This window comes from Polaromonas sp. P1_F8 (genome assembly GCF_056405635.1).
In genome coordinates this window covers 495,655-522,500 of sequence record NZ_JBFUBS010000002.1, presented here as the reverse complement: position 1 = coordinate 522,500, position 26,846 = coordinate 495,655, and the positions used below count along the sequence as shown (strand labels likewise).

General features: G+C 58.9%; 20 protein-coding genes and 2 rRNA genes. 12 read left to right on the top strand and 10 right to left on the bottom strand.

The window, feature by feature from the left end; all coding sequences use genetic code 11:
- The first annotated feature begins 186 nt into the window (after positions 1–186).
- Together AC1D1J_RS11350 and rrf are read left to right on the top strand one after the other, a co-directional pair.
- Positions 187–3,066, top strand: a 23S ribosomal RNA gene (locus tag AC1D1J_RS11350).
- Between the two features lie 143 nt (positions 3,067–3,209).
- Positions 3,210–3,322, top strand: a 5S ribosomal RNA gene (gene rrf / locus AC1D1J_RS11345).
- A 227-nt stretch (positions 3,323–3,549) separates the two neighbouring features.
- On the opposite strand, the gene AC1D1J_RS11340 is transcribed toward rrf, so the two are convergent.
- From AC1D1J_RS11340 to AC1D1J_RS11330, 3 genes are all read right to left on the bottom strand, one after another.
- The gene (locus tag AC1D1J_RS11340; protein WP_477694735.1) at positions 3,550–4,470 is read right to left on the bottom strand and encodes an MBL fold metallo-hydrolase; all 921 of its coding nucleotides are present in this window, start codon (positions 4,468–4,470) and stop codon (positions 3,550–3,552) included.
- A 26-nt stretch (positions 4,471–4,496) separates the two neighbouring features.
- Positions 4,497–6,182 carry an AMP-binding protein gene (locus tag AC1D1J_RS11335; RefSeq protein WP_477694734.1) on the bottom strand — a complete coding sequence of 562 codons (1,686 nt, stop codon included), beginning with the start codon at positions 6,180–6,182 and terminating at the stop codon, positions 4,497–4,499.
- 75 nt (positions 6,183–6,257) lie between these two features.
- A complete protein-coding gene (locus tag AC1D1J_RS11330; RefSeq protein WP_477694733.1) occupies positions 6,258–6,998 on the bottom strand; it encodes a DUF8198 family protein in 741 nt (246 codons plus the stop codon).
- A 67-nt stretch (positions 6,999–7,065) separates the two neighbouring features.
- Here AC1D1J_RS11330 and AC1D1J_RS11325 point away from each other — a divergent pair, with 67 nt between their 5' ends.
- From AC1D1J_RS11325 to AC1D1J_RS11305, 5 genes are all read left to right on the top strand, one after another.
- Positions 7,066–7,572 carry a hypothetical protein gene (locus AC1D1J_RS11325; protein ID WP_477694732.1) on the top strand — a complete coding sequence of 169 codons (507 nt, stop codon included), beginning with the start codon at positions 7,066–7,068 and terminating at the stop codon, positions 7,570–7,572.
- A gap of 17 nt (positions 7,573–7,589) precedes the next feature.
- On the top strand, positions 7,590–9,215 hold the full coding sequence (locus AC1D1J_RS11320; RefSeq protein WP_477694731.1) for a GMC family oxidoreductase: 1,626 nt from the start codon (positions 7,590–7,592) through the stop codon (positions 9,213–9,215).
- A 34-nt stretch (positions 9,216–9,249) separates the two neighbouring features.
- Positions 9,250–10,158, top strand: coding sequence for an esterase/lipase family protein (locus tag AC1D1J_RS11315; protein WP_477694730.1), 909 nt, complete (start codon positions 9,250–9,252; stop codon positions 10,156–10,158).
- Between the two features lie 157 nt (positions 10,159–10,315).
- On the top strand, positions 10,316–10,987 hold the full coding sequence (locus AC1D1J_RS11310) for a helix-turn-helix transcriptional regulator (protein WP_477694729.1): 672 nt from the start codon (positions 10,316–10,318) through the stop codon (positions 10,985–10,987).
- A gap of 45 nt (positions 10,988–11,032) precedes the next feature.
- Entirely contained in the window at positions 11,033–11,695 is a 663-nt protein-coding gene (locus AC1D1J_RS11305; RefSeq protein ID WP_477688657.1) for a Crp/Fnr family transcriptional regulator, read from the top strand.
- A gap of 106 nt (positions 11,696–11,801) precedes the next feature.
- On the opposite strand, the gene AC1D1J_RS11300 is transcribed toward AC1D1J_RS11305, so the two are convergent.
- The 6 genes from AC1D1J_RS11300 to hppD all read right to left on the bottom strand — a co-directional run bounded on the left by AC1D1J_RS11300 (position 11,802) and on the right by hppD (position 20,024).
- Complete coding sequence (locus AC1D1J_RS11300; protein ID WP_477694728.1) at positions 11,802–13,751, bottom strand: S8/S53 family peptidase; 1,950 nt, start codon at positions 13,749–13,751, stop codon at positions 11,802–11,804.
- Positions 13,748–14,755, bottom strand: a complete 1,008-nt coding sequence (locus AC1D1J_RS11295) for a phosphatase PAP2 family protein (RefSeq protein ID WP_477694727.1) — start codon at positions 14,753–14,755, stop codon at positions 13,748–13,750. Before AC1D1J_RS11295 ends, AC1D1J_RS11300 begins: the two co-directional genes overlap by 4 nt.
- Before the next feature lie 180 nt (positions 14,756–14,935).
- Positions 14,936–16,687, bottom strand: coding sequence for an adenylate/guanylate cyclase domain-containing protein (locus AC1D1J_RS11290; RefSeq protein WP_477688660.1), 1,752 nt, complete (start codon positions 16,685–16,687; stop codon positions 14,936–14,938).
- 445 nt (positions 16,688–17,132) lie between these two features.
- Entirely contained in the window at positions 17,133–18,035 is a 903-nt protein-coding gene (phhA, locus tag AC1D1J_RS11285; protein ID WP_477688661.1) for a phenylalanine 4-monooxygenase, read from the bottom strand.
- Positions 18,023–18,838: a transporter substrate-binding domain-containing protein gene (locus AC1D1J_RS11280; protein WP_477694726.1), complete on the bottom strand. Its 816-nt coding sequence runs from the start codon at positions 18,836–18,838 to the stop codon at positions 18,023–18,025. Before AC1D1J_RS11280 ends, phhA begins: the two co-directional genes overlap by 13 nt.
- A gap of 34 nt (positions 18,839–18,872) precedes the next feature.
- Entirely contained in the window at positions 18,873–20,024 is a 1,152-nt protein-coding gene (hppD, locus tag AC1D1J_RS11275; RefSeq protein ID WP_477694725.1) for a 4-hydroxyphenylpyruvate dioxygenase, read from the bottom strand.
- A gap of 117 nt (positions 20,025–20,141) precedes the next feature.
- On the opposite strand from hppD, the gene AC1D1J_RS11270 reads away from it, so the two are divergent.
- The 4 genes from AC1D1J_RS11270 to lnt all read left to right on the top strand — a co-directional run bounded on the left by AC1D1J_RS11270 (position 20,142) and on the right by lnt (position 24,430).
- A complete protein-coding gene (locus AC1D1J_RS11270) occupies positions 20,142–20,615 on the top strand; it encodes an Lrp/AsnC family transcriptional regulator (RefSeq protein ID WP_477688664.1) in 474 nt (157 codons plus the stop codon).
- A 261-nt stretch (positions 20,616–20,876) separates the two neighbouring features.
- Entirely contained in the window at positions 20,877–21,614 is a 738-nt protein-coding gene (locus tag AC1D1J_RS11265) for a GNAT family N-acetyltransferase (RefSeq protein ID WP_477688665.1), read from the top strand.
- A gap of 364 nt (positions 21,615–21,978) precedes the next feature.
- Complete coding sequence (locus AC1D1J_RS11260; protein ID WP_477670114.1) at positions 21,979–22,761, top strand: HlyC/CorC family transporter; 783 nt, start codon at positions 21,979–21,981, stop codon at positions 22,759–22,761.
- 58 nt (positions 22,762–22,819) lie between these two features.
- Complete coding sequence (lnt, locus tag AC1D1J_RS11255) at positions 22,820–24,430, top strand: apolipoprotein N-acyltransferase (RefSeq protein ID WP_477688666.1); 1,611 nt, start codon at positions 22,820–22,822, stop codon at positions 24,428–24,430.
- Positions 24,431–24,548: 118 nt separating this feature from the next.
- Here the strand turns inward: lnt and AC1D1J_RS11250 are convergent, their stop codons facing one another.
- The gene (locus AC1D1J_RS11250; protein WP_477688667.1) at positions 24,549–25,457 is read right to left on the bottom strand and encodes a LysR family transcriptional regulator; all 909 of its coding nucleotides are present in this window, start codon (positions 25,455–25,457) and stop codon (positions 24,549–24,551) included.
- A gap of 265 nt (positions 25,458–25,722) precedes the next feature.
- On the opposite strand from AC1D1J_RS11250, the gene AC1D1J_RS11245 reads away from it, so the two are divergent.
- Complete coding sequence (locus tag AC1D1J_RS11245) at positions 25,723–26,778, top strand: asparaginase (RefSeq protein ID WP_477694794.1); 1,056 nt, start codon at positions 25,723–25,725, stop codon at positions 26,776–26,778.
- Positions 26,779–26,846: the final 68 nt, after the last annotated feature.

Sequence of the window (26,846 nt, the reverse complement as noted above, 5' to 3'; positions counted from 1 at the left end):
CACATTCGTAAAGGTTTAGTGCAGACCGTGCCGCTAGCAACAATTTAGAGATTTTTGATTGCGTCAAAATAAACTTTTGATTTCGGCTTAATGCAAATTAAATCGAATTGAAAGATACGGCATAACGCGTTTGGTGAAAGACCAAACATCATTCCTTGAAGATAACTTGAGAAATCAAAGTTATAGGGTCAAGTGAATAAGAGCACATGGTGGATGCCTTGGCAATGATAGGCGACGAAAGACGTGATAGCCTGCGATAAGCTTCGGGGAGCTGGCAAATTAGCTTTGATCCGGAGATTTCTGAATGGGGAAACCCACCCTTCGGGGTATCGCATACTGAATACATAGGTATGCGAGGCGAACCGGGTGAACTGAAACATCTCAGTAGCTCGAGGAAAATACATCAACCGAGATTCCGAAAGTAGTGGCGAGCGAAATCGGAGAAGCCTGTTAGTGATAGCAAGACTCTTAGCAGAACAGCCTGGAAAGGTTGGCCATAGCGGGTGATAGCCCCGTATGTAAAAAGAGACTTGTGATACTGAGCTAACGAAAAGTAGGGCGGGACACGAGAAATCCTGTCTGAATATGGGGGGACCATCCTCCAAGGCTAAATACTCATCATTGACCGATAGTGAACTAGTACCGTGAGGGAAAGGCGAAAAGAACCCCGGGAGGGGAGTGAAATAGATCCTGAAACCGTGTGCTTACAAAAAGTAGGAGCCTCGTAAGGGGTGACTGCGTACCTTTTGTATAATGGGTCAGCGACTTACATTCAGTGGCAAGGTTAACCGAATAGGGTAGCCGTAGAGAAATCGAGTCCGAATAGGGCGATCAGTCGCTGGGTGTAGACCCGAAACCAAGTGAGCTATCCATGGCCAGGATGAAGGTGCGGTAACACGCACTGGAGGTCCGAACCGACTAGTGTTGCAAAACTAGCGGATGAGCTGTGGATAGGGGTGAAAGGCTAAACAAACTTGGAAATAGCTGGTTCTCTCCGAAAACTATTTAGGTAGTGCCTCAAGTATTACCATCGGGGGTAGAGCACTGTTTTGGCTAGGGGGTCATGGCGACTTACCAAACCAATGCAAACTCCGAATACCGATGAGTACAGCTTGGGAGACAGAGCACCGGGTGCTAACGTCCGGACTCAAGAGGGAAACAACCCAGACCGCCAGCTAAGGTCCCTAAAATTGGCTAAGTGGGAAACGAAGTGGGAAGGCTATAACAGTCAGGATGTTGGCTTAGAAGCAGCCATCATTTAAAGAAAGCGTAATAGCTCACTGATCGAGTCGTCCTGCGCGGAAGATGTAACGGGGCTAAGCCAGTTACCGAAGCTGCGGATTTGCAATTTATTGCAAGTGGTAGGAGAGCGTTCTGTAAGCCTGTGAAGGTGGTGGTGTAAACCCTGCTGGAGGTATCAGAAGTGCGAATGCTGACATGAGTAGCGTTAAAGGGGGTGAAAAGCCCCCTCGCCGTAAGCGCAAGGTTTTCTACGCAACGTTCATCGGCGTAGAGTGAGTCGGCCCCTAAGGCGAGGCAGAGATGCGTAGCTGATGGGAAACAGGTCAATATTCCTGTACCGATGTGTAGTGCGATGTGGGGACGGAGAAGGTTAACTCAGCCAACTGTTGGATATGTTGGTTCAAGCCTGTAGTCGTGCCTGGTAGGTAAATCCGCCGGGCTTAGATGAGGGGTGATAACGAGTCTGCTTGCAGACGAAGTGAGTGATACCCTGCTTCCAGGAAAAGCCACTAAGCTTCAGCTACACACGACCGTACCGCAAACCGACACTGGTGCGCGAGATGAGTATTCTAAGGCGCTTGAGAGAACTCAGGAGAAGGAACTCGGCAAATTGACACCGTAACTTCGGAAGAAGGTGTGCCTTTAGTAGGTGAACCATTTACTTGGGGAGCCCAATGAGGCTGCAAAAAATCGGTGGCTGCAACTGTTTATTAAAAACACAGCACTCTGCTAAGACGAAAGTCGACGTATAGGGTGTGACGCCTGCCCGGTGCTGGAAGATTAAATGATGGGGTGCAAGCTCTTGATTGAAGTCCCAGTAAACGGCGGCCGTAACTATAACGGTCCTAAGGTAGCGAAATTCCTTGTCGGGTAAGTTCCGACCTGCACGAATGGCGTAATGATGGCCACACTGTCTCCTCCTGAGACTCAGCGAAGTTGAAATGTTTGTGATGATGCAATCTCCCCGCGGAAAGACGGAAAGACCCCATGAACCTTTACTGTAGCTTTGTATTGGACTTTGAACAGATCTGTGTAGGATAGGTGGGAGGCTTTGAAGTGTGGTCGCTAGATCGCATGGAGCCAACGTTGAAATACCACCCTGGTGTGTTTGAGGTTCTAACCTAGGTCCATTATCTGGATCGGGGACAGTGCATGGTAGGCAGTTTGACTGGGGCGGTCTCCTCCCAAAGTGTAACGGAGGAGTTCGAAGGTACGCTAGTTACGGTCGGACATCGTGATAATAGTGCAATGGCATAAGCGTGCTTAACTGCGAGACTGACAAGTCGAGCAGATGCGAAAGCAGGACATAGTGATCCGGTGGTTCTGTATGGAAGGGCCATCGCTCAACGGATAAAAGGTACTCTGGGGATAACAGGCTGATACCGCCCAAGAGTTCATATCGACGGCGGTGTTTGGCACCTCGATGTCGGCTCATCTCATCCTGGGGCTGTAGCCGGTCCCAAGGGTATGGCTGTTCGCCATTTAAAGAGGTACGTGAGCTGGGTTTAAAACGTCGTGAGACAGTTTGGTCCCTATCTTCCGTGGGCGCTGCAGATTTGAGGAAGCCTGCTCCTAGTACGAGAGGACCGGAGTGGACGAACCTCTGGTGTATCGGTTGTCACGCCAGTGGCATTGCCGAGTAGCTAAGTTCGGAAGAGATAACCGCTGAAAGCATCTAAGCGGGAAACTCGTTTCAAGATTAGATCTGCCGGGGCCTTGAGCCCCCTAAAGAGTCGTTCAAGACCAGGACGTTGATAGGTCAGGTGTGGAAGCGCAGTAATGCGTTAAGCTAACTGATACTAATTGCTCGTGCGGCTTGACCCTATAACTTTGATTAATTCGAAGTTGTTATGCCAAGTTGACGCATTCAAAAAGCACAGCTCAGCAGCTGTGCGAATCTAAATACAAGCTGATTTACTCTATGAATTCGATGGATTGTTCTTTGGACAATCTGTCAACAAGTTATGCCTGATGACCATAGCAAGTTGGTACCACTCCTTCCCATCCCGAACAGGACAGTGAAACGACTTAGCGCCGATGATAGTGCGGATTCCCGTGTGAAAGTAGGACATCGTCAGGCTCTTACAGCAAGGAACGCCCGGTTGATTTTTGATCAACCGGGCGTTTTCTTTTGTGCGCTTGGTTATTGACCAGGCCACAGAGTTTAAAAAGCCCGCATGAATTCATGCGGGCTTTTGTTTTTGTATTTGTGCAGATTGCTTAAAGCAGGCGTCTAGGTACTCGCCAAGAGGCGATCGGCACAGCAGCGACAAAAATGAATGTCAAAACTCGCTGGCCCGCAGTGATTCAGGTATTCACGATATGCATACCGTCTCTGTTGGCCACGCCGGCAGTCACCAGTTCGTTGCTCAATTGCTCAATCCATGCGCGGGCAGGAATGTCCGCGAAAAATTTGGCTTTGATCTGCATGAAATAAGGCGTTTCCAAGGCCCATTTTGCAAAGTCGTTGAAATCCTGGCGTTGGGTTTCGAGCAATTTGAATTTCAGCAGAACCTTGGCCGCATGGTGTGCATGTCTGGGCGGGTTGCTGACAAATGAATTCAACCGCTGGCGCGCCCGCGCTAGCGTTTCGGGCGTATATGCAAACACACGGCCGTGCCCGGGAATGACGGTCTTGGGGTTCAACTGCTCAATGACGTCTAAGGTCGCGGCGACCTCCGTGAATGCATTGGTACCTTCAAGCTCGGGAAACACCACGCCGAAGCCGTTTTCCCACAAAGCATCGGCTGAAATAAGTACACGACTATTGGGGTGAAAAAAAATCAGCGAATGTGGATCATGCCCAGGCGCCGCATGAATCTGCCACATCTCGGACCCGAACCGCATGGAACCTCCCGGCTTCATCGCATCAGTGAAAGTGAACCGTGGGCACAGCTGACCGGTCGGAAAATAAGTCAGCGCCACAGGATCCCAGTCGGCTACTTGTTGCGCATGGCCAGGAGGAATAAGAGTGTGCAGATCGGGATAACGCGCCTGCAAAGCAGCATTGCCGCCGCAGTGATCGCTGTGCAGGTGCGTGTTGACGAGAATATCGAGAGGGCGGGACCCAAGGACGGATTCGATCAACGACAGCGTTTGCGGTGCGTGCGTGCAATAACCACTGTCAACCAGCAAGGTTTTTTCACCGCCGGTGAAAAGAATATTGTTTGCAGAGAGCCAGCCGCGCTCAAAAACCTGCATTCCTGGGGGTAAATCAGGCTTGGCCATCAGAAGCTACCAAGCCCTGCAGCACTTCAGACCGCCGTTCGCAGTTCACGCCTGAGGATTTTTCCAACGTTGGTTTTGGGTAAGTCATCGCGAAATTCAATGTATTTGGGTCGCTTGTACCCAGTAAGGTGCTGTTTGCAATAGGCGCTCACATCATCTTCGGTCAGTGTAGGGTCATTTTTCACCACAAAAACCTTGATAGCTTCGCCCTGTTTGTCGTCGGCAATGCCGATGGCTGCGCACTCAACAACGCCGGGGCACAGGGAAATGACGTTCTCAAGTTCATTGGGGAACACATTGAAGCCCGAAACAATGATCATGTCCTTCTTGCGATCGATGATCTTGGTGTAGCCGCGTTCGTCCATGATGCCAATATCACCGGTGCGCATGAAACCATCGGAGGTGAACGCCTTTTTGTTCTCTTCAGGCTGCTGGTAATAGCCCGTCATGACTTGCGGACCCTTGATACAGATCTCGCCGGATTCGCCAAGTGCGAGCGATAGGCCATCGTCATCCTTGATGGCGATTTCGATGCTGGGCAACGGCAGGCCGATGGTGCCGGTGAACTCCTTGTTCATCACCGGATTGTTGGTGCCGATGGCGCAAGTCTCGCTCATGCCCCAGCCTTCAATCATGGGGCAACCTGTGACCTGCAACCAGTGTTTCGCCGTACCTTCGGACGCGGCCATGCCACCCGCCTGCGAAACACAAAGGGCGGAGAAATCTACCGTCTTGAACTGAGGGTGCTGAAGCAGCGCGTTAAAAAGCGTGTTGACGGCCGGCAACATGTGAAACGGACGCTTCTTGAGCACCTCGATGAATTTACCGAAGTCACGCGGATTCGGAATGAGTGTCAGATGAGCTCCCCAACGAATCGAGAGCAGGCATAGCGTCAGCGCGAAGATGTGATACAGCGGCAACGCTGCGATGTTGTTTGTCTTGCTGACATCGCCTATCCGCTCAAGGGCCGGCGTGAACCATTCCTCGGCCTGCAGAATGGCCGCAACGATGTTGCGATGCGTGAGCACAGCACCTTTTGAGAGTCCGGTTGTCCCGCCGGTGTATTGCAAAAAGGCGATTGAATCCAGTGTGGTCTGCGCAGGCCTGAGGGGCAGGCGACTGCCTTCGGCAACTGCGCGATTGAAGGCGGTCACGGTGCGCCCGCTTGCAAGCGGCAATTTATAGGCGGGCACCAGTTTGGCCAGGTGGCGGACTGCAAATGTGATCCATTGGCCATACCAGAAGCCCAGCAAGTCGCCCATGGACGCCATCACGACGTTCTTCACCGGTGTGCGCTCAATCACTTCGGCCAGCGTGGCCGCAAAGTTCTCCAGAATGATGATGGTTGTGGCCCCGGAGTCGCGTAGCTGGTGCTCCAGTTCACGGGCGGTGTACAGCGGGTTGACGTTGACGCAGGTATAGCCTGCCCGCAGGATGGCCGCCATGGTGACTGCAAACTGCGGAACATTTGGCAGCATAATCGCAACCCGCGCCCCGCTCTCAAGACCCAGGCTTTGCAGCCAGGCGCCCAAAGCTGACGACAGTTCATCGAGCTGTCCGTACGTCATCCAGCGATCCATGCAAACCGAAAAAGGTTTGGCCGCGTTTTTCTTGAACGAGTCTTCCAGCAGATGATTCAACGAGCGGAACTGCTCGGTGTCGATCTCGTGTGAAACGCCTGCGGGATAACTTTTGAGCCAATGCTTGTTCATACACACTCCTTGCGGCCCATTGTGAAAGCCGCGCAGTGGAATCCGTATGGGGCTTGTCCTAATGCCGGCGTGGCATTACGGTCCGGCAGCCAGCAAATGGCCCAATCTGGTCTCACAGGTGACAGCATCGTCCGCGAACAGGGTATGAATCCAGGCCGTCTCGCGGTCCTTGATCAAGCGCAGGAACTCGTCGGCTCCACGCATGTTGGCAAAGGCGTCAAAGCCGGTTTCCAGAAAGTGCTGCAGGGAGTTCAACCCCGCTGCGGCAGCCGGCCCCCTCATCATCTTGAGCAGGGTACGAAGGCCGAACGTCCGCGTCAGGCGATTGAGTTCGTCCCCAAGGTGCAGGACAACCTCCAGCTGCCGGGTGCGCGCGGCTACATCTCCGACCCGACGCCAACACCGTATGTATCTCCCACAGTCGCTGCTTTCCGGGATGGCTGCGGTGTCCGCCAGCCATTCCCGCGCCATCAGGTCGTCAAGTTTCTCCGTCAGGGCGTGCACTTCCGCCAGCGCGGCAGCCGTGCTGACAACAGGTTGCGGGAAGAGTTTGGCGATGGTGCTTGCGATACGCGCAAACTGCTGGTCACGTTCGGCGTAGTCTTTGTCGCTGTACAGCTCCTGCAGGAAGAAGCTGGTCGCAGTTTTATAGCGCGGGCTGTGCAGCAGGTCCGAATAAGTGGCCTGAAAACGGCGCGCCTGAAACCGCTTGACCTCCGCACTGGCCCTGGCCAGCGGTGGGTCTGCAGCATGCTGCTGCCGAAGCTGCGCAACGGTTTGCAGTGCGTGATGAATTTGTTGTGCGGATGCGTCCATACAAACCCGGAGTTTATCTAGGTACGGCCCCCTATAGAAACCTAAATCCGCATGAGAAACTTCCCGGATGCAAAGAAGAACGCTTCTCAAGCTCGGTGCCGCGTCGGCGGCCGTGCTGGTTGTCGCCGGCGGCGCTGCTGCTTTGCTGCAGCCTGGCCTGGCCCGAGGAGTCTTGACCCACTCGGGGCGTGAAGTCTTTTCCGCCGTGGGCCGCGCCGTTCTGGATACGACGCTGCCCGCAGACGCCGGCCCGCGCGAGATCGCGCTGCAGGGCCTGCTCAGCCGGATCGACATCCTGGTGCAATCCCTTCCGCCTCATGCGCAGGCGGAGTTGTCCCAGCTGCTGGCATTGCTGGCCAGTGCTGCCGGCCGGCATGCGCTGGCCCGCTTGAGCCAGCCTTGGCCCGAAGCCTCTGTTGCAAAAATCCAGCAGGCGCTTCAGGACATGCGCCTGTCAAGCCTCGCACTGCGCCAGCAGGCTTATGCGGCCCTGCACGACATCACGGCCGGCGCGTATTTTTCCGAACCGTCCAGCTGGACGATGTTGGGCTATCCCGGCCCCAGCAAAATCTGAAATCCACCGAAAGCAGCATGAGTCAACTGAAAGACCCGATCCGCGAAGGTATTGCGCGCGGCTGGAAAGTCATGGGTGGGGCGCTGGGCCCGGTGCCTGAAAAAATCACCTGTGACGTCGCCATCATCGGCAGCGGCGCCGGCGCCGGAATCACGGCCGAGCTGCTGGCCAAGGCTGGCTTGCAGGTGGTGATCGTTGAAGAAGGCCCGCTTAGAAGCAGCTCGGATTTCAACCAGAAAGAATCAGAGGCCTATCCTTCGCTCTACCAGGAAAGCGCCGCCCGCAAAACAGCAGACAAGGCCATCAACATCCTGCAGGGGCGCTGCGTGGGTGGCTCCACCACGGTGAACTGGACCAGCTCTTTCCGTACACCCGCTTCCACGCTTCGATTCTGGCAAGACAGGTTTGGCCTGGGCGGTTACACCGTGGAAGCGCTTGCACCGTATTTCGCACAGGCCGAGCAGCGGCTGAACATCACGCCCTGGCTGGTTCCGCCGAACGAGAACAACGACCTGTTGCGCAGGGGGGCCGCCAAACTGGGCATTCCCGCTTCGGCGATCTCCCGCAACGTCAAGGGTTGCTGGAACCTTGGCTCTTGCGGATTGGGTTGCCCCACCAATGCCAAGCAGTCCATGTTGGTCACCACCATTCCTGCCGCGCTCGACCGTGGCGCGCAACTGCTGACTGAAACTCGCGCAGAAAGCCTTGAGCTGGCCAATGGCAGGGTCACCGCGCTGATATGCCGGGGTGTAGAGCCAAATGGGGCTCCGGCCCAATCAGGACGAGCGCAAGCAGCTATCAAAATAAGAGCAAAACACTATGTGCTGGCCGGTGGTGCCATCAACTCGCCAGCCGTCCTGTTGCGCTCCGGAGCACCCGACCCGCACGGCGTGCTGGGTGGCCGGACATTCCTGCACCCGGTCGTGATGTCCTCCAGTGTGTTTGACCAGAAAGTGGAGGCCTGGAACGGTGCGCCGCAAACCATTTACTCCGACCATTTCCTGGAAACCCAGGCGATTGACGGACCGATCGGCTACAAGCTGGAGGCCCCACCTCTGCACCCGATTATCTTTGCGTCGACCGTCCCGGGCTTCGGCCAGGGTCAGCACGACCTGCTCAAGTCTTTTCCCTACAACCACACGCTGCTGGCCTTGCTCCGTGACGGCTTTCATGAAGAGTCGCCAGGCGGCCAGGTGAAGCTGCGCGCCGACAACTCCGCCGTGCTGGACTATCCACTGACGGACTACGTCATGGAGGGCGGGCGCAGGGCTCTGCTGTCCATGGTGGAAATCCAATTTGCAGCGGGTGCCAAACAGGTTTTGCCGCTGCACGAAATGGCCAAGCCCTATACCTCTTGGGCCGAGGCGCGAACTGCGGTCAATGCCTTGCCCATGAAGCCGATGCTCACGCGGGTGGTGAGCGCCCATGTCATGGGCGGTTGCAGCCTTGCGGGCGCTGAACGACAGGGCGTTACCCGGCCCGACGGCGTGCACTGGCAGCTCGAGAATCTTTCGATTCACGACGGCTCGCTTTTCCCCACCAGCATCGGCGCCAATCCGCAACTGTCCATCTACGGCGCTGTGAATCGCCTGGCGCAAGGCCTCGCCAAAAAACTGTCGGGCAAGGATGTCACACTGGCCTGAGATACTGCGGGTTTGATCTCGCGCCGATTCATTCATGCTGGCTCAACTGCAAAGATTCATCACCCTGACCCTGGTCGCCGCAGCTTTCGGCTGGCTGTTCTGGTTCCGCAGCAGCTCTCCCGCGCTGGCCGTCACCGGCTTTGTGCTGATTGCACTGGGGTACACCGGTTTCCTCGCGCTTGAGTTTTTGCTCCTTCGGTACATCAACAAGGCAGATTCGGCGCCCCAACCCACCTGGGTAGAACTTCTGCGCGCATGGCTGGGTGAGACATTGACGGCTCCCCGTGTGTTCTGCTGGCGCCAGCCCTTTCGCTCCAATGCGGTTCCGGACAGAGTCTTGCCGGCCGAGACAGCCCAAGGCCGCCGCGGCGTGGTGTTTGTGCACGGGTTCTTCTGCAATCGTGGCTTGTGGACACCCTGGCTCAAGCAGGTTCAAGGCAGTGGACGCGCCTTTGTCGCTGTCAATCTCGAACCCCTGTTCGGCTCCATAGACGACTACGCCCCCCAAATTGACGACGCGGTTATACGGGTCACCCAAGCCACCGGCCTTGCGCCCCTGCTGATATGCCACAGCATGGGCGGGTTGGCCGCCAGGGCCTGGCTCAAGCGCATGAAGGCCGAAGCCCGGGTGCATCATGTCGTCACCATCGGCACACCGCACCGCGGAACCTGGCTGGCCCGCTTTGGGCATGGCCACAATGGGCGCCAGATGCGCCTCCTGTCCGACTGGCAGGCCCAGCTGGACCATGAGATGCCTGCGCACCGACATACGCTGTTTACCTGCTGGTACTCCAACTGCGACAACATTGTGTTCCCGACCTCCACGGCCACCTTGCCTGGCGCCGACAATCGCCTGGTTCGCGGCGCGGCCCATGTGCAGATGGCATTTTTGCCGGGCGTCATGAACGCTACCCTGGCCATGCTGGACAGTGATCCGGCTTGAACCGGCGTAAACGACGCTTGCCGTCAGTCCCTTAAGCCTTCCCGGTCGGCAATCGGCGTTGCCGATGTGAATTTCTCACAAAAAAGACACGGCATATTCACTATCTACATTGGGCCGGGCTTTTTATGCTCATCTATTTGTAGGATGGAGCAAGCCCTTGACACTCTATGCAATGCCCAATACCAGCCTGTTGGAGGCTGGCCGACCGCTGCCGCCTCTGCTGGAACCCGAGTCTGATTCCACGCCTGCGCTGCTGGCCCTGCTGGTCGATGAGCTGGCGCACGGGGTGTTCGTTGTCAGCGCCCAGGGGCGGATTTTGCACGCGAATCAAATCGCCCGGCGCGAACTTGAGCGCTCTGTTGTTCTGGGGGTGGACAGGGGAGAGTTGAAGGTCCTCATGCAGGCAGATGCCAAGGCCTTCCAGATTGCCATGGGCAAAGCAGTTGCCGGAAAACGCAGCCTGATCAGGCTGGTGGCCGACGGCGTGGACTTTACCCTGGCTGTGGTGCCACTGCATCGCAATGCAGGCAGCCCCTGTGAGCGCATTGCCCTCTTTTTGTCTCGAGTGGGTGTGAGCGAGTCGGGTGTTTTTGGCTCCTTTGCCCGCAGTCACGGTCTCACGCATACGGAGGAGCAGGTGCTGGTTTTCCTTTGCCGCTGCCTGAGCACGCCGGAAATCGCCCTCCAGATGAAAGTTGCGGTTTCCACCGTGCGCAGCCATGTGCGCAGCCTTTGCGCCAAGACCGCCTCCAGCGGCGTTCGTGAACTGGTCAATCGGGTGGCGATTTTGCCGCCTATTGCCCCCCTGCCGCTCGGACAAATCCACTGATAGATGCCCCGTACGTCCCGGCGACGTGCTAGATTACGGGTGATCATGAGTTCACCACCACCTTCCGATGAGGGGCTGTATGCCCATTTGATTCCCGAATTGCGCACGCTCGCCCTGCGAGGCGTGGTGCGAACTTACCCCAAAAAAGCCGTTGTGATCAACGAAGGGGAAATCGGCGACAACCTGTTTGTTCTGCTCAAGGGCAGTGTCAAGGTCTTCGCCATGGACGAAAGCGGCCGGGAAATTACCTACGGCAGGATTCATTCGGGCGACTATTTTGGGGAAATGTCGCTGGATGGCGGACCCCGCTCGGCTTCAGTTATTACCCTTGAGCCTTGTACCTGTGCGGTGCTCAGTCGTACCGATGTGAGCGAACACTTGGGCGATGAGCCAGGATTCGCGATCAATCTCGTGGTTCAGGTGATTCGCAGGGCACGTGCTGCTACAGAAGCGGCGCGCAACATGGCGCTGCTCGATGTGTACGGACGGCTGATTGCCGTGCTTGAAGGACATAACGATGCGGTGGAGCGCGACGCTGCCAATGAAGCTGTCACTCTTGAATCAATCACCCATCAGGAGATTGCCAGCCGCGTCGGCGCCTCCCGCGAAATGGTCAGTCGCCTTTTAAAGGACCTGGAAAAAGGCGGTTACATCGAAATGGGCACCAAACGCATCACGCTGCTCAAAAAGCTACCCAACCGCTGGTAGTGTCTGATGTCTGCAAAGGCCGCCGGTGGATTTCACTGGCGGCCTTTTGCATTTTCAAACGAACTTTGATGGGACTTGCCGCCCCATTTACTCGTCTTTTTCGCACCTATAGCGGCAGTAAACCATCGCCTTGCAGCTGCGGATCGGGATGCGGTGGCGGAGTTGGACCCGGTGGTGGCTTGCCGTTCGCCACCCAGCGCGCCAGCTGCGGCGCCGCTGTACTCGTGCCGATGAGCCGCACGACGCTAGCGCCTCGCGTGCCGGCCGCCAGCAGGCCCGGCAGGCTCCGGCTTACGTCCGTCACAGCGGCACAGTCCGGGCCCACAGCTGGCCCGCGAGTTGGGCCGGCCGAGGAATAGAGAACATGCTTCTTGTCGCTGTAACGGTATCCCGCAGCAACCAAGGCGGCATTGCCCGTGGCGATGCCGGTCAGCGTGCCGCGACGCCGTACGAGCGCCGGGCTGCCTGGCGTGTCGTCCGTAGCTGCTTTCAGGTAGCGCAGAGGGTCATAGAACGGGTCGACAAAATGCGACTGCCGCCCCCGGGCAAGCGTGCCGAGATTGAAGTCGTCCCGATCTATCCATGCGTGCACTGGTTTGGCGGTGGCCGCCACTCCCTTGTTACGAACTTCAATGGCCCAGAGGCCATGCGGCACGATGGGTTGGGCCGGTTTGAAAGTCGTCGACGGCGCGAGGGCGATTAGCACCATGGTGCCGAGGGTGCCGCGCGAAGTATGCGGCGCATAAACGATACCGCACGAGGGGTGAGAGGTATCGGGCCACACTTTGGCGGAACCAGCCGTCATCCAGGGGCTGGCCGTTCCGTCTGGCGGGGTGAGTTTGACTTCCAGCTGCGTCGCACCCTGCGGAAACCAGAGCTGGACAAAAGTTGGCGTCTCATCTCCCGGCATGATGTGCCAGTGCAGTGTTTTGGAGCCCTGCGCCTTGAGCTTGAACATCGCATGCCCACGCTCGGAAAAGCTGTTACCCGCAGCCAGAGTCAGCGTGAGATGGGGAAACTCCGCTCCAAGCTCATCAAAGGCTTTTTCCAGCATGCCGGTACCGTCATTCGGCCCGCGTTGCGGCCCGAAGCTCAGGTTGATGACGACCTGTTCGGTGTATTCATCGGCGCAGCTCAGGATGTAGCGCAAACCATCCAACACGTGCAGGTCAAGCCATGCCCCGGAAGGGTCCTGCAGGCAGGCCCGCGGCAACTGCACAAACACCACGCCAGCTTCGTCACTGGACGCCGTATCGTCGCCCTTGGCCCAGGTCGGCGGCATGGTGCGCGTGCCCACCAGTGAACCCACCGGCACAGCACCGGCGAAGACATCGGTGACATGGGCGCCGTGCGTCGCCGCCCGTCGCAGGCGGTCGTACCGGGCCGTGGCATAGCAAGCGTCTTCGTTGACCGCGTTGAATTGCGTAAAGGTGTCGATCAGTTGCTCAAGCTGTGCGCCGGTGACCTCATGACCCCTGCCAAAGTCTACCGGCACCTGTCCCTGCTGCGCAAATGCGCCACTTTGGTCCTGATCCCACAGGCGGCGCACCCGCGTATTGCCGGCTGAATCGCGCAAGTGATACTGGGCAAAGGCGCAGCCGTCGTCGATCACGCCGATGAGCGTTTTGCGCGCGATGCCGCGCTGTACCGCAGGCCCGCAATTCGGTGCGACCGGCGGCTTGTATTTGGGGCGTTCCGGTACCACCGGCAGACTAATCTCCGCACGCGCCACCACATCCTTCAGGCTGGTTTTCAGTCGCTTGAAAAAGGCTGGCCCGGGCCAGGCCGTGATGAATCGGGGCGAGGGTGCACCGCTACGGTAGGGCGCCGGAATATCCGACAGCTGCAGGCCACCACCGGAATGGGCAACCAGGTCGGCTACGGTCTTGCCGGCCTTGAGCTCGATCAGGGTAGCGAGCTTGCCGTCAGCGGGTGTTCCGCCGTAGGCTGAAAATCCCGAACCATCGGCCCAGACCAAGTAGGGGTCCAGGTTTTTCAGCGGGTCCGGGTGTGCCCAGTCGACGTAGGATCCGTGGTGGATGGGCTGCCAGCTCATTTGAACCTCACATGTTCCCACTCTTTCAATGCGCGGTCCCACATGTAGCGCAGCACGCCAGAGGCGGCGGCCGACTCCTTGCTGCCGAACGGCTTGTAATAGTCAGGCGCGTTCGGACCATCCAGCGGCTGTGTAGGCGGCATTAAGTCTTCATGCCCTGTCATCACGGTGCCGTCGAAGAAGCGTGGCGTCCATTTACGCCCCGACTTGCATCGCGCCACAAGGTATTCACCCAGCGTTTCGCCGAGCAGGCGGCCTGCCATGCTGTCGACCGGAAAGTGCACGCCCGCCACCACCCGGTTGGTCGCAATGCGCGCTGCCTGGCGCTGTAACTGGATACTGATCGGATGGGAGTCCGGCAGGTCCAGCAAGTGCTGAAGCACATGAGCCACGATGTAGGCCTGCGTTGAATGTCCGCTGGGCAGGCTGCCGTGCCCGGGCGTGGTGATGATGGGTTGAACCTGCGCCGAGTATTCGATGGGGCGCCAGCAGGCCAGCGCATGCTTGAACTGCATCTCCACGTTCACTGCCAGCAGCATGGATATGTTTATCAGCTCCAACGTACGTGGCGTCCGGGATGGATGTAGATACAGCACGGAGGCCCAAAAGGCAAACTGGGGATCAATCTGTGCCGTTATTTCCAAAGTCCTTTCTTCGCGCAAATCAGCCCAGGACAATACTTTTTTGACCTGCTCCTTGAACGCGTGAACACTTGGGCGGCTAAGCCTTGCCAGCGGTTTCGGCGTTACCGTGATGGGCGGCGGCGCGTCAGCTGGGGAGCCTACGTGAGTCTCTATGTGCCATATGCCGGCGCCCTGTGCGCCAATCTTTGAAAAGCTCAGCGGTTCCAGCAACTCGGCCTGGCACACGTAAGCGCGGACCCATGGTTCCCAGCGCTGCATTGCTTCGGGGTCATTGACGGTCGGAAGGACGACGGGATAAGAGCCCTCATCTAGTGGGACCATGGTGGCGTCCCGGCTGGAGACCAGCGCGTAGGGGTTCATCGGAAAAATCTGCGGGTTTGTCAGTGGAAGCGTCCCGAACAGTCCCGCCACCCCTCCTGCCCCTCCAGCGCCCCCGGCTCCTCCAGCGCCACCTGCACCGCCGGCCCCTCCAGCGCCACCTGCACCACCCGCACCGCCAAGAATTGAAGCTAAGCTCATTAATATCTCCAAAAGAAAAATTTATTCAGGAAGTCCCGCTATACGCAAAGCATCCGCCCACTCCCTGCCGGTTGCGTATGACGAACTTGGGTTTCGACTTTGGTAGCTCGTCACCGTCAGTGTTGGGTCTAGCACCCGCAATTTTTTAAGGGTCTCTATTGCTGCACCGATTTGCCCTGTTTGAACCTGCGCGATCGTCAATACCCGCAGGGTCGACGAGTGAAGCCGGTTCGCCTGGAGTGACTTGTTCGCGAGATCAATTGCCAACTCGTAGCGGCCTGCCGACAAGGCTGCGGTCGCTGTGAGAGAGTCGTAAAAATAACGTAGAGGGTCTAGCGGCGATAGCTTTAGTGCCTTCTCTGCGTGCGCCAGTCCTGCTACGCCTTCGTTCTTAAATGCGTGCAGGACACCCTTAAACAACCATGCCAAAGAGTCATTGGGATTGACGGACAGCGCCAGGTCGTAGCGCTCCAACGCGCCGTCCAGGTCTTTAAGCATGTGGCAGTGCACAAAGCCTTCCACGGCTAGCGCGAGGGAACAACTGGGGTCTACATCGAGGGCCCGCTGGGTTTGTTCAAGCGCGCGCTTGGTTTCATCCTGGCCTCCCGACGACAATCCCCGGGTGACTTGCAGCACATGCCACTTGGCTAACCAGGCACGGGGCGTCGGGAGCCGGCGGTGCCGGTCGATCAAATACTCAAGCATTTCCCTCACCCGGTCGAATTCGCTGCGGGTTGACCGGTGCATCAGCGAAATGGCGCCCAGCAGTAGCGTGGAGCTCTCCAGATTGGGCATCGGTCGACTGGTGGCGCGCTGCATTTCCGTGCGCACTACATGCGCGCCGAGCTGCGTCACCACTTCGGCAGTGATCTTGTCTTCTCCCTGGAGGACTTCCTGAACAGTGCTGCGCAGGCTTTCACCCCAAACGGCCCGACCTGTGCGCGCCTCGATGAGTTCGGCCACCAGAATCAGTTGGCCGCCTGAGACGCGGTAGGCACCGGACAACACGTAGTCTGCGTTCAGGTGGCTTTGTAATTGCGGCAGACTGGTGTCGCGACCTCGCAAAGAGGTGGTCGATAGCCGGGAAATGACATTGAGGTCAGGCGTGCGCGAGAGAGCTGCGATGATCTCCTCCGCTAGGATTTCCCCCAGCACTGCATCGTCGGGACCGGAAGTGCGGGCGGTGAAAGGAATGACAGCAATGGTCGGCCGTAGTTCTGTCACATCAACCGGTAGGTTGATGAAAACAGGGGCTTTGCCCGGAGGCGCGACACGATAAGCATGAATCGGTTTTTCGACGTGCTTGAGATAGCACTCACCCATGTCCTCAATATCGGCATCCAGTGACGGCACCAGCCGGTCGCGCAGTTCAGCGGAAACGACGATGTCATTGGGGCCGGCCAGCGTGCAGAAACGGGCCGTGAGGTTGACGTCGGTGCCGTAGATGTCGTGTTGGTCGGTCACGAAATTCGCGACGTGGCCGCCCATGCGCAAGTGCATTTGCAGTGTTGACGTAATGCCCGTGTTGGCCTGTTCGCTGAAGTATTGCATCGCGAATGCGGCTTTTACGCAACCTTGGGCGTTGGCGAATTCGAGCATCAGGCCATCACCCAGACTTTTAACGATGCGTCCGCCATGCAGCGGCAGAATTTGCTGCTCAATCTGCTGTACCAATTCTTGCCACCGCCGCACAAAACCATCTTGATCCTGCTCCATGATCCTGACGGACTCCACCACATCCATGACCAGCAGCACCTTCGTGCTTCGGTTCATGTGTACCGGTAATTCCATCAGGGAGTGCATCGTAAGCGGTGTAACAATTTTTTACCTCCTCATTTTGTAGGAGGAAGTGCGTGTAATAAACACCTGATGTGCTACGGGCACCTCTGTTGCCTCGCAGTGTTGTATCAGTGTTGAATTGTCGCTCATTCAGGGGAGTGAGCATCAATCAATAGTTCACATAAACTTCGCGTTGTGCGATTAAGGGCCGGTAGGGCGGATGCCGCAAAGGTGGCGCGGCATTGTTGGTCCGCCCCGTGCGAAAAACGCCTCGCAGCGACACGATGCAAGCTGCCGCTGCCGCCGCGCTGCGCGCTCATGCCTGATTTTTTCGGTAGCCGCACATCATGGAAACCACCGGTGACCATTTTTGATCAGGTGATCAGGAATTGTGTCAGGCGGCTTACTCAGAGAGAGGTGCGGATAGTGCCGTGCCAGCTCAAGCAGGGCTAAGGGCCTTTTGCTGTGCAGCATGTTGCGCGAGCGTCTTGTAAAACGGCGTGAAATCCGGCTCCGTCAGCCGCAGCAGCGCATCAAAACTGTCGATCACAAAATACTGCTGCTGGAAGCTGTCGATTTTGTAGGTCGACGACATGCAGCGCAGCAGGTCGGCATTGTCCCGCAGTGAAACGCGCCTGGGCTCTGCAGATTCCACGCTCCAGGCCAGTTCGCCGGGGCTGCTGAGAATGCCGGCACCATATGCGCGGACTTCATCGTTGCCTTGTTTGTCGCGCATCAGGCCAAACTCGATGGTGTACCAATACAGGCGCGACAGCATTTCGACCGCGCCGGGAATCGGCTGGGCGCCATGCTCCAGCGCATGCGCTTTCAGCGCGCCCTTGCCGTAGGCCTGGATGTGGTCGGCGTAGCTCGGGTCGAACAGCAGCGGCACGTGGCCGAACAAATCGTGAAAGATGTCGGGCTCGACGATGTAGTCGAATTCGGCCGGCGTGCGTATCCAGTCCGTCACCGGAAACTTGCGATTCGCCAGCAACGTGAAAAAGGGCACCTCGGGAATCAGCCCCGGCACACCCACCAGCTGCCAGCCAGTGGCTTTGAAGAGCCGCTCGTTCACGTCTTCAAAACGCGGGATGGCATCACTTGCGCCCAGGCTGGGCAGGGCCTTGATAAAGGCGCTGCAGGCCCGGCCAGGCAGCAATGCCGACTGCCGTGTGTAAAGGCGCCGGTAAGTCTCGTGATCTTCTGCGGTGTAGGCCGCGTAGTTTTGCGGGCAGGTGTAGTCCGCATTGACCTGGCCGCCACGTGCGTAGTCACCCCGCGGCGGGCGGTCAGACTGGCCGTAGACCGCCGGGGGTGGCGTGTTGCTCTCTACTTCAGCCATTGGCTCTCCACGCGCTGGTAGTCCCCGCCGGCTTTGGCCAGGTGCAGCCACTGGTCGACGTAGGCCTTGAACGTCACGTCACCGCGCGGCAGCAGGTAAGCCATTTCGCCGTACTGCAGCGGCTTGTCGGGGTTGATCGCGCACAGGCCCGGCTTCAGCCTCTGCTGGGTGATCGCCTCGGCCGATTCGGTGACGAAGACATCGGCGCGGTTGGCCAGGATTTCGTCAAAGATCGTCAAGTTCTCGGGGTTGAGCCGCATCTGTGCCTGCTTGAAGTTGGCGCGGGCAAAACGCTCGTTGCTGCCGCCCGGATTGAAGATCACGCGCGTGGTGGGCTTGTCGATGTCGGCCACGCTTTGGTACCTGGCCACGTCGGCGCAGCGCGCAATTGGCGTCTTGCCGTTCACCATGTAGGGTGTGCTGAAGAAGGCGCGCTTTTGCCGCTCGGTGGTCACCGAGATGCCGCCAACAGCCATGTCGCATTTGCCGCCCACCATGTCGGGCATCAGGTTGGACCAGCTGGTCTTGACCCACTCAGGCTTCACACCCAGGCTGGCCGTGAGGGAGGCCATCAGGTCCACGTCGATACCTTCAAATGTGCCGTCGGGCTTCTGGAAGCTGAAGGGCTTGTAGTCGCCCGGTGTGCAGATGCGCAGCACGCCAGCCTTTTGCACGCTGTCCAGGCTGGAGGCCGGAGCGACGCTGACCACCGTCTGGGCATGTGCCCCCGTCACCGCAAACAATGCGGCGGTGGCGACACCCAATGCGGCCAGGCGATGGGGCAGTTGCGGGCAAAGTGACATGGCAATCTCCGTGAGGTTGGGGGATGGAAAAACTTTATTGTGCGCTTGCCTTGTCGCCCGACAAAACCCCGCGGCGCATCTGGTCCAGCTCGATGCTTTCAAACAGCGCCTTGAAATTGCCTTCGCCGAAACCATCGTCGCCCTTGCGCTGGATGAACTCGAAGAAGATCGGGCCGAGCTGGTTTTCGCTGAAGATCTGCAGCAGCAGCGAGCCTTTCTTGCCATCTACCAGGATCTTGCGCTTCTTCAAATCGGCCACGCTCTCGCCGTGGCCCGGAATGCGCTTGTCGACCAGCTCGTAATAGGTGTCGATCGTGTCCAGCAGCTTCACGCCGCTGCTGCGCAATGCATCCACCGTAGTGAACAGGTCGTTGCTGCCCATGGCGATGTGCTGGATGCCTTCGCCCTGGTAGCGGTCCAGGTACTCCTGGATCTGGCCGGCTTTTTCGTTGCCCTCTTCGTTGATCGGGATGCGGATCTTGCCGCAGGGACTGGTCATGGCCTTGCTTTTCACGCCGGTAACCTGGCCTTCGATGTCGAAGTAGCGGATTTCGCGGAAATTGAAGAGCCGCTCGTAAAAGCCGGCCCATTCGTCCATGCGGCCGCGGTGCACGTTGTGCGTCAGGTGGTCGATATACGTCAGGCCGTGGCCGGCGGGGTTCAGCGCGTCACCCTGCACGCCGGGCAAGGCTTCAAAGTCCACGTCGTAAAAGCCGATGTTGCCGATGTCGCCGGGTTGCGCGCCGTTCTTGCCGCGCCATTTGTCGATGAAATAAATGATTGAATCGCCGATGCCCTTGATGGCCGGAATGTTCAGCTCGCCGGGCGCCGATGTGTGGGCATAACCCCAGGCGCCCAGTGAGATTGCGCGTTCATAGGCGGCCTTGGCGTCCTGCACGCGAAAAGCGATGGCGCAGACGCTGGGGCCGTGCTGGCGCGCAAAGCGCTGGGCAAACGAGTCGGGCTCAGCATTCAGGATGAAGTTGATGCCGCCCTGGCGGTACAGCGTGACATTCTTGTGGCGGTGTTTGGCAATTGGCGTGAAGCCCATTCGCTCGAACAATGCACCCATGGCGACAGGGTCGGGTGCCGCATATTCAATGAACTCAAAACCGTCGGTGCCCATGGGGTTGTCCCAGGCCGCGCCCTGTTCAAAGTTCAGGGCGGTGTCGTCGCGTGCATTCATGCGTGTCTCCAGATAGGTGTGCGTATAAAGTGACTTTAGCGGCGCCGGTGGTCAGTTTTATTGCAAAATTGGGCGCTCTAATTGCCATTTGCGCAGTAAACCTGCAAAATTATTTGAATGGAAACACTCGACAAGCTTGATCGGCATATTTTGCGCAGCCTTCAGGACGATGGCCGCGCCACCTACGATCAGTTGGCCGAGCTTGTAGGCCTCTCGCCCAGCGCGGTGCTGCGGCGCGTAAAACGGCTCGAGGAAAGCGGCGTGATCGACCGCTATGTAGCACTCGTCAAGCCTGAGGCCGTAGGGCTGGGGCTTACCGCCTACATCAACGTTCGGCTCGAAAAGCACACCGAAAGCCACAAACGCAACCCCATGGACCTGTTTCGCGCCAGTGTGCAGACCTGGCCTGAAGTGGCCGAGTGTGCAGCGCTGACTGGTGAGATGGACTACCTGCTGCGCGTGCTGGTGCAGGACATGGCGCATTACAGCCGTTTCATCATGGACACCCTGCTCAAACACCCCAGCGTGCAGGACTGCAAAACGAGTTTTGTGCTGGACCGGGTCAAGGCGACGACGGCCGTTCCTTTGTGAGCTGAACCGGGGCGAAGCCGGGGAACCGGCATTCCCATGTGCCTGATTTGCCCGAATACGCGTGCAGAGTGTTGCTGTATTGCAACAATTTGCGCGACGAAACAACCGTAAGTGTCAGTTTGCTATATTTTTAATAGCTGCATGCGCCCGTATTTATTGGGAAAAATCCACATAGGGGCGTTTTTTGAAACGGCCCTCTATTGACGCTGGTTCAGAAGCCCCTAGACTGTTGATTCTAGGGAAAACCCTTATATTGAGATCATGGTTACACCCAGCACCCTTTTGAGAGCATCCTATAACGCAGGCAAGGAATTCTTCCGGCCTCCCGTGGAAGAGCGCACCTCTGCGGCGCCTCCAGCGCGTCATGTCCAGCCCGTCATGGTTCCAATCCGTTCGATCGGCCCCAGCCACGGGGAACGCATCGCCACCCATTTGCTGGCACTGGGCCCCCACGACCGTTACCTGCGCTTTGGCTATTCGGCCAACGATGAGCAGATCCACCGCTATGTAGACGGGCTCAACTTCGAGCGCGACGAGATTTTCGGTATTTACAACCGCAAGCTGGAACTGATCGCCATGGCCCACCTGGCGCATACCACCGACCCCAACCTCAAGAGCTGCGCCGAGTTCGGCGTCTCTGTATTGGCCCAGGCGCGTGGCCGCGGCTACGGCTCGCGTCTTTTTGACCGTGCCGTCATGCACGCCCGCAACAACGGTGTCGACATGATGTTCATCCACGCGCTCAGCGAAAACACCGCCATGCTCAACATCGCACGCAAGGCCGGCGCCACGATCGAACGCGACGGCTCTGAAAGCGAGGCCTACCTGAAGCTGCCGCCGGCCGATCTGGACTCGCGCATGACCGAAATGGTCGAAGAGCAGATCGCCCAGACCGACTACCGCCTCAAGGTTCAGGCCAAGCAGTTCTGGGACTTGCTGGCGATGGTCCAGGAGGTGCGGCAGGGCGTGCGCGATGGGCGGGACCGCATGCCGATGTGATGGCTTCAGCGCGGGGCCGGCGCAAGAGCCGGCCGCGTGCAGGCTCAACCCAGGCAGCAGGTGCCGTAAAGACGTGCTTGGTGCTATCAATTCAATAGCTGCTCGCGCTCATTTCCATTGGCTACGCGCCAAAAATCATCCAAACCCCCGCCGCGTGTCCCTGGATGGACACAAACCCAAACGGGAAATACAAAAAGCCAACCGCTTCGGCACGCGACGGCAAATTACGCCTGCGCACCGTCAAGGATTTCAGCTATCCTTAGCCCCTTCACAACTACCGACCGCCCATCACGTGTCCGACGTTCCCCCCAGTCGGTCTTCCAGGCCAGAAGACAAACGCGGCTTTTTGCAGAAGCTCGCTGAAATGCTCCACCCAGGCCCCGACTCGAAGGACGAGTTGATCGAGACCCTGGTGGAAGCCCAGGACAATGACGTCATCGGAGCCCAGAGCCGCGAGATGCTCGAGGGGGTCATCCGCATGGCCGACATGACGGCGGGCGATGTCATGGTGGCAGCCCCGCGCATGGACGTGATCAACATCGACGCGCCGTTCGACGAACTGCTGCACCTGGTGATCGACACCGCCCACTCGCGCTTTCCCGTCTACGAAGGCGAAAAGGAAAATATCCTCGGCATCCTGATGGCCAAGGACCTGCTCAAGCTGCAGCGCGCGCCCGAACTCAACATCAAGGCCCTGCTCCGGCCCGCCGTCTTTGTGCCGGAGAGCAAGGGGCTGAACGACCTGCTGCGTGAATTCCGCGGCAACCGCAACCACTTGGCCATCGTCATCGACGAATTCGGCCGCGTGGCCGGCCTCATCACCATTGAAGACGTGCTCGAGCAGATCGTCGGCGAGATCGAGGACGAATTCGACATCGCCGAAGACGAAGGCGACATCTTCGGCCTCAGCGACCACACCTACCGCGTCAGCGGCGACACCTCCATCGAGCGTGTCAACGAGGCTTTTGGCGTGACGCTGCCCGAAACCGACTTCGATACGATCGGGGGGCTGGTGGCGCATGAGATGGGCCATGTTCCCAAGCGCGGCGAGCATTACGCGCTGGCAGGCCTTCAGTTCACCGTACTGCACACCAAAGGTGGGGCCGTGCGCTGGTTCAAGGTGTCGCCGGTCAACGCCGGCGTCTGACAACGAATTCACGAAAAAAAAGGGCGGGCTGACTATGGGACGGGATTCGATTCAAAGCATGATGTCCCATCTCCCGACCTTGCCGGCGCTGCTTGAGCACGCACGCAACCCGCCGCCGCGCAAAGGCATTTCCCCGTTCCAGGTCGCTATTATTTTGATAGCTGGTTGCACCCATGCAGCAAGCATGGCCTGGCCTTTTGATTTTGGTTTTACACAGGGCCAGCCGCTGTGGTGGCTGCAACTGCTGGCGCTTTTCCTGTTTACCGCGCAACTTGACAGCTGCCGCTCGTGGAAGCGCGCCGCCTGGATGGGCGGCCTTTTCGGCACGGCGATGTTGTGCAGCACCTTCTGGTGGCTGTTCATTTCCATGCACTACTACGGCGGGCTGGCAGCGCCCCTGACCGTACTGGCCATCGTGCTGCTCGCCGCCTTTCTGGGGCTCTACTACGCAGCGGCCAGCGCATTTTTCGTGAAGCTGGCGCCCAGGCGCAGGCTGCCACGTGCCACGGTGTTTGCAGCCCTCTGGCTGCTGGCAGAGCTGGCCCGGGTCGAATTCTTTACCGGCTTTCCCTGGGGGGAGGGCGGCTATGCCCACGTCGACGGCTGGGCCAGGCCGCTGGCCGCGTGGGTGGGTGTGCATGGGCTGACTTTTCTGGCCGCGCTGGTTGCCGCCTGGCTGGCGATGACCCTGCGCGCATCCCATGTGCAATGGCTGAACGTGACCGGCATCCTGGTTGTCTGCATAGTGGCGGGTTATCTGCCGGTGCAAAGCGCCTGGCCCGGCGATGCCCCGGTCCAGCCCGCCGAGGCGCTGGGCGTCACGCTGCTGCAGGGCAACATCCCCCAGAACGAAAAATTCCAGCCCGGCACAGGCGTGGCCACAGCGCTGCGCTGGTACGGCCAGCAGCTGCGCGATGCGAAAGCGCCGCTGGTGGTGGCGCCTGAAACCGCCATCCCCGTGCTGCCCCAGCAATTGCCGGAAGGCTATTGGCAAGCGCTGCAGGCAAGGTTTGCCGCCGGCAACCAGGCGGCATTGATCGGCCTGCCGATTGGCAGCTCCCAGGCCGGGTACGCCAACTCTGTGCTGGGCTTCAAGCCCGGGCAAGCAGAGCCATACCGTTTCGACAAGCATCACCTGGTGCCGTTCGGCGAGTTCATACCGACGGGTTTCAGGTGGTTCATCGACATGATGCACATCCCGCTGGGCGACTTCAACCGCGGCGCGGTCGGGCAGGCCTCCTTCGAATGGAAGGGCCAGCGGCTGGCGCCCAACATTTGCTACGAAGACCTTTTTGGCGAAGAGCTGGGCGCACGCTTCATCGATCCCGCGCTGGCCCCGACCATCTTTGTCAATGTCAGCAACATCGCCTGGTTCGGCAACACCGTGGCGATTGACCAGCACCTGCAAATTTCGCGCATGCGCGCGCTGGAGTTCAGCCGACCGATGATTCGCGCCACCAACACCGGTGCCACGGTCATCATCGACCACCAGGGCAAGGTCACGCATTCGCTGGAACGCCACACGCGCGGCGTGCTGAACGGCGACGTCCAGGGCCGCAACGGCATCACGCCCTATGCCCAGTGGGTGTCCCGCTACGGCCTCTGGCCGCTGTGGGGCTTCGGGCTGGGCGTGGCCGGCCTGGCGCTGGCGTTCCGCCGTCGCCGGTAGGAGAGGGCACACCCCTATCGGGGCTCACTGCGTGTAGCCCCTTTTCCCCTTGCAGGGGACGGTGCCTGCGGCCCGGCAAGCCGGTTCCGCGGCACCTGCTGGCTCGGAGGTGCGGCGCTCAGTGGGTCGAGGCCATCACGCCGTGTAAAAGTTCTGGCAGCATCTCCAGCATGCGCAGCGCATCCTGACCAGGTGGTGTGCTGCTCGCAAAATACATCTGGAGTGGCGCCTGGGCAAAATCATGCAGTGGTACCGCGGTCAATGATTGCGGGTCCAGGTTGCTGGCCGTCAGGAAGTCCACCACCGTCCAGCCCATGCCGCGCTTGACCAGCTCCAGCGCCAGCCGCGAGGTGTGCACCTGCAAACCTTCGGGGGCGGTCAGGCCCAGGTGGCGCGCCAGGTCGTCGATGGACTGGCACATCGGGTCCTCACCCACCAGCCGTATCAGCGGCATGCTGGCCAGGAAGGACATCGGGTTCTGGCGTCTTGCCTTCACGGCCCGCTGCCAGATGTCGCGCGTGACGGCCAGGTAGAGCGGGCCGCTCACCAGCGTCGAACTGGTCAGCAACGGGTGCGGGTGTTCATAAAAACCAAGGGCAAAGTCCACGCTGCGCGTCAGCAGTGCCTGCACCATCTGGTCCTGGTGCAGCGTGCGCACCTCGACGCGAACGCGCGGGTAGCGCGCCATGTGCCTTTCCAGCACCAGCGGTAAAAACTCGTGGCTGACGGACGGAATGGCCGCAAGCCGCACCTGGCCGCCGGCCGACTGCCGCAGGTTGACGGCAATGCGCTTGAGCCCGTCCAGCTTCTGGTGGATTTGCGAGGATTCTTCAAACAGCACGCGCGCTTCGGGCGTGGGGGCCAGCGTGCCCTTGCCGCGGGTAAAAAGCTTGTAGCCCAGTTGCAATTCCGTGTGCGCAATCGTCTTGCTGACGGCCGAGGGCGTGATGCAGATCAGCCGCGCCGCGGCGCTCATGTTGCCGGTCTGCATCACCGCCTGGAAGACTTCAAGTTGCCTGAGGTTCATGTCGCTGCGGGTATGTCGCTGCCGGGTCGCCGGAGACGCATGGGGCCATGCTGCTGAGGGGTGTGAGTTTTAGTCATACCCCTCGTTACATTATGCATCGCTGGGGGCTGCCAGCGTCGCTACGATGAGCCACCTTTGGCCGCAAGGCCGGGCAAATCGCCGCACAGGCTGATAAAACCGCTTGTTTTGTTCGCTGTGCGCAAAAAATCAGACAAATTCCATTTCCTTGGAGACATACATGCAAATAGCCTCAACATTTCGGCACATGGGCGCAGCGCTTGGCCTGGTGGCCTTTACCTCGCTCGGCGCGCCCGCACTGGCGCAAACCGCCGCCAAACCCAATGTCGTGATCCTGGCCACCGGCGGCACCATTGCCGGCGCCGGCGCCTCGGCACTGAACAGCGCGACTTATGCCGCCGCCAAGGTGCCGGTCGACAAACTGCTGGCCGGCCTGCCCGAGCTGGCCAACGTGGCCAACGTCAAGGGTGAGCAGGTCTCGCAAATTGCTTCCGAAAGTTTCACCAACGACAACCTGATGAAGCTGGGCAAACGCATCTCGGCGCTGGTCAAGCAGTCCGACGTGGACGGCATCGTGGTCACCCACGGCACCGATACGCTGGAAGAAACCGCCTACTTCCTCAACCTCGTGATCCGCACCAGCAAGCCCATAGTGGTGGTCGGCTCCATGCGTCCGGGCACGGCGCTGTCAGCCGATGGCGCGCTGAATCTTTTTAACGCCGTGAGCGTGGCCGCCAGCAAGGACGCCGCCGGCAAAGGCGTGCTGGTCACGATGAACGACGAACTCCAGAGCGGCCGTGATGTCACCAAAACCATCAACATCAAGACCGAGGCCTTCAAGAGCCAGTGGGGCCCGCTGGGCATGGTGGTGGAAGGCCAGAATTACTGGTTCCGCGCGCCTGTGAAGCGCCACACCGCGCAGTCCGAATTCAACATTGATGATTTCGAAGCGCTGGCGCCGGTCGATATCGTCTATGGCTACGGCAACGTGCCGCGCTCTACGGTGGACTCTGTCGGCAAGACTGCCATCAAGGCCCTGATCCACGGCGGCACCGGCAACGGCTCCGTGGCCGACCGTGTGGTTCCTGCGCTGCAGGAAGTTCGCGCCAAAGGCATCCAGGTCGTGCGCTCCTCGCGTGTGCCCGAAGGCTTTGTGCTGCGCAACGCCGAGCAGCCTGACGACAAGTACGACTGGGTGGTTGCGCACGACCTGAACCCGCAAAAGGCCCGCATCCTGGCCGCCGTGGCCTTGACGAAGAACATTGACAGCAAGGAGCTGCAGCGCATCTTCTGGCAATACTGAGTTTTTGCGTAATCAGAAAAAGAGGGCGATGCCGGCAGCGGCATCGCCCTTGTTCTTTCTCGCGGCGT

Coding starts and splice junctions, on each gene's coding strand:
- AC1D1J_RS11340 (WP_477694735.1), bottom strand. CDS start 4,470: ATGGCCAAGCCTGATTTACCCCCAGGAATGCAGGTTTTTGAGCGCGGC.
- AC1D1J_RS11335 (WP_477694734.1), bottom strand. CDS start 6,182: ATGAACAAGCATTGGCTCAAAAGTTATCCCGCAGGCGTTTCACACGAG.
- AC1D1J_RS11330 (WP_477694733.1), bottom strand. CDS start 6,998: ATGGACGCATCCGCACAACAAATTCATCACGCACTGCAAACCGTTGCG.
- AC1D1J_RS11325 (WP_477694732.1), top strand. CDS start 7,066: ATGCAAAGAAGAACGCTTCTCAAGCTCGGTGCCGCGTCGGCGGCCGTG.
- AC1D1J_RS11320 (WP_477694731.1), top strand. CDS start 7,590: ATGAGTCAACTGAAAGACCCGATCCGCGAAGGTATTGCGCGCGGCTGG.
- AC1D1J_RS11315 (WP_477694730.1), top strand. CDS start 9,250: ATGCTGGCTCAACTGCAAAGATTCATCACCCTGACCCTGGTCGCCGCA.
- AC1D1J_RS11305 (WP_477688657.1), top strand. CDS start 11,033: ATGAGTTCACCACCACCTTCCGATGAGGGGCTGTATGCCCATTTGATT.
- AC1D1J_RS11300 (WP_477694728.1), bottom strand. CDS start 13,751: ATGAGCTGGCAGCCCATCCACCACGGATCCTACGTCGACTGGGCACAC.
- AC1D1J_RS11295 (WP_477694727.1), bottom strand. CDS start 14,755: ATGAACCCCTACGCGCTGGTCTCCAGCCGGGACGCCACCATGGTCCCA.
- AC1D1J_RS11290 (WP_477688660.1), bottom strand. CDS start 16,687: ATGAACCGAAGCACGAAGGTGCTGCTGGTCATGGATGTGGTGGAGTCC.
- phhA (WP_477688661.1), bottom strand. CDS start 18,035: ATGGCTGAAGTAGAGAGCAACACGCCACCCCCGGCGGTCTACGGCCAG.
- AC1D1J_RS11280 (WP_477694726.1), bottom strand. CDS start 18,838: ATGTCACTTTGCCCGCAACTGCCCCATCGCCTGGCCGCATTGGGTGTC.
- hppD (WP_477694725.1), bottom strand. CDS start 20,024: ATGAATGCACGCGACGACACCGCCCTGAACTTTGAACAGGGCGCGGCC.
- AC1D1J_RS11270 (WP_477688664.1), top strand. CDS start 20,142: ATGGAAACACTCGACAAGCTTGATCGGCATATTTTGCGCAGCCTTCAG.
- AC1D1J_RS11265 (WP_477688665.1), top strand. CDS start 20,877: ATGGTTACACCCAGCACCCTTTTGAGAGCATCCTATAACGCAGGCAAG.
- AC1D1J_RS11260 (WP_477670114.1), top strand. CDS start 21,979: ATGCTCCACCCAGGCCCCGACTCGAAGGACGAGTTGATCGAGACCCTG.
- lnt (WP_477688666.1), top strand. CDS start 22,820: ATGATGTCCCATCTCCCGACCTTGCCGGCGCTGCTTGAGCACGCACGC.
- AC1D1J_RS11250 (WP_477688667.1), bottom strand. CDS start 25,457: ATGAACCTCAGGCAACTTGAAGTCTTCCAGGCGGTGATGCAGACCGGC.
- AC1D1J_RS11245 (WP_477694794.1), top strand. CDS start 25,723: ATGGGCGCAGCGCTTGGCCTGGTGGCCTTTACCTCGCTCGGCGCGCCC.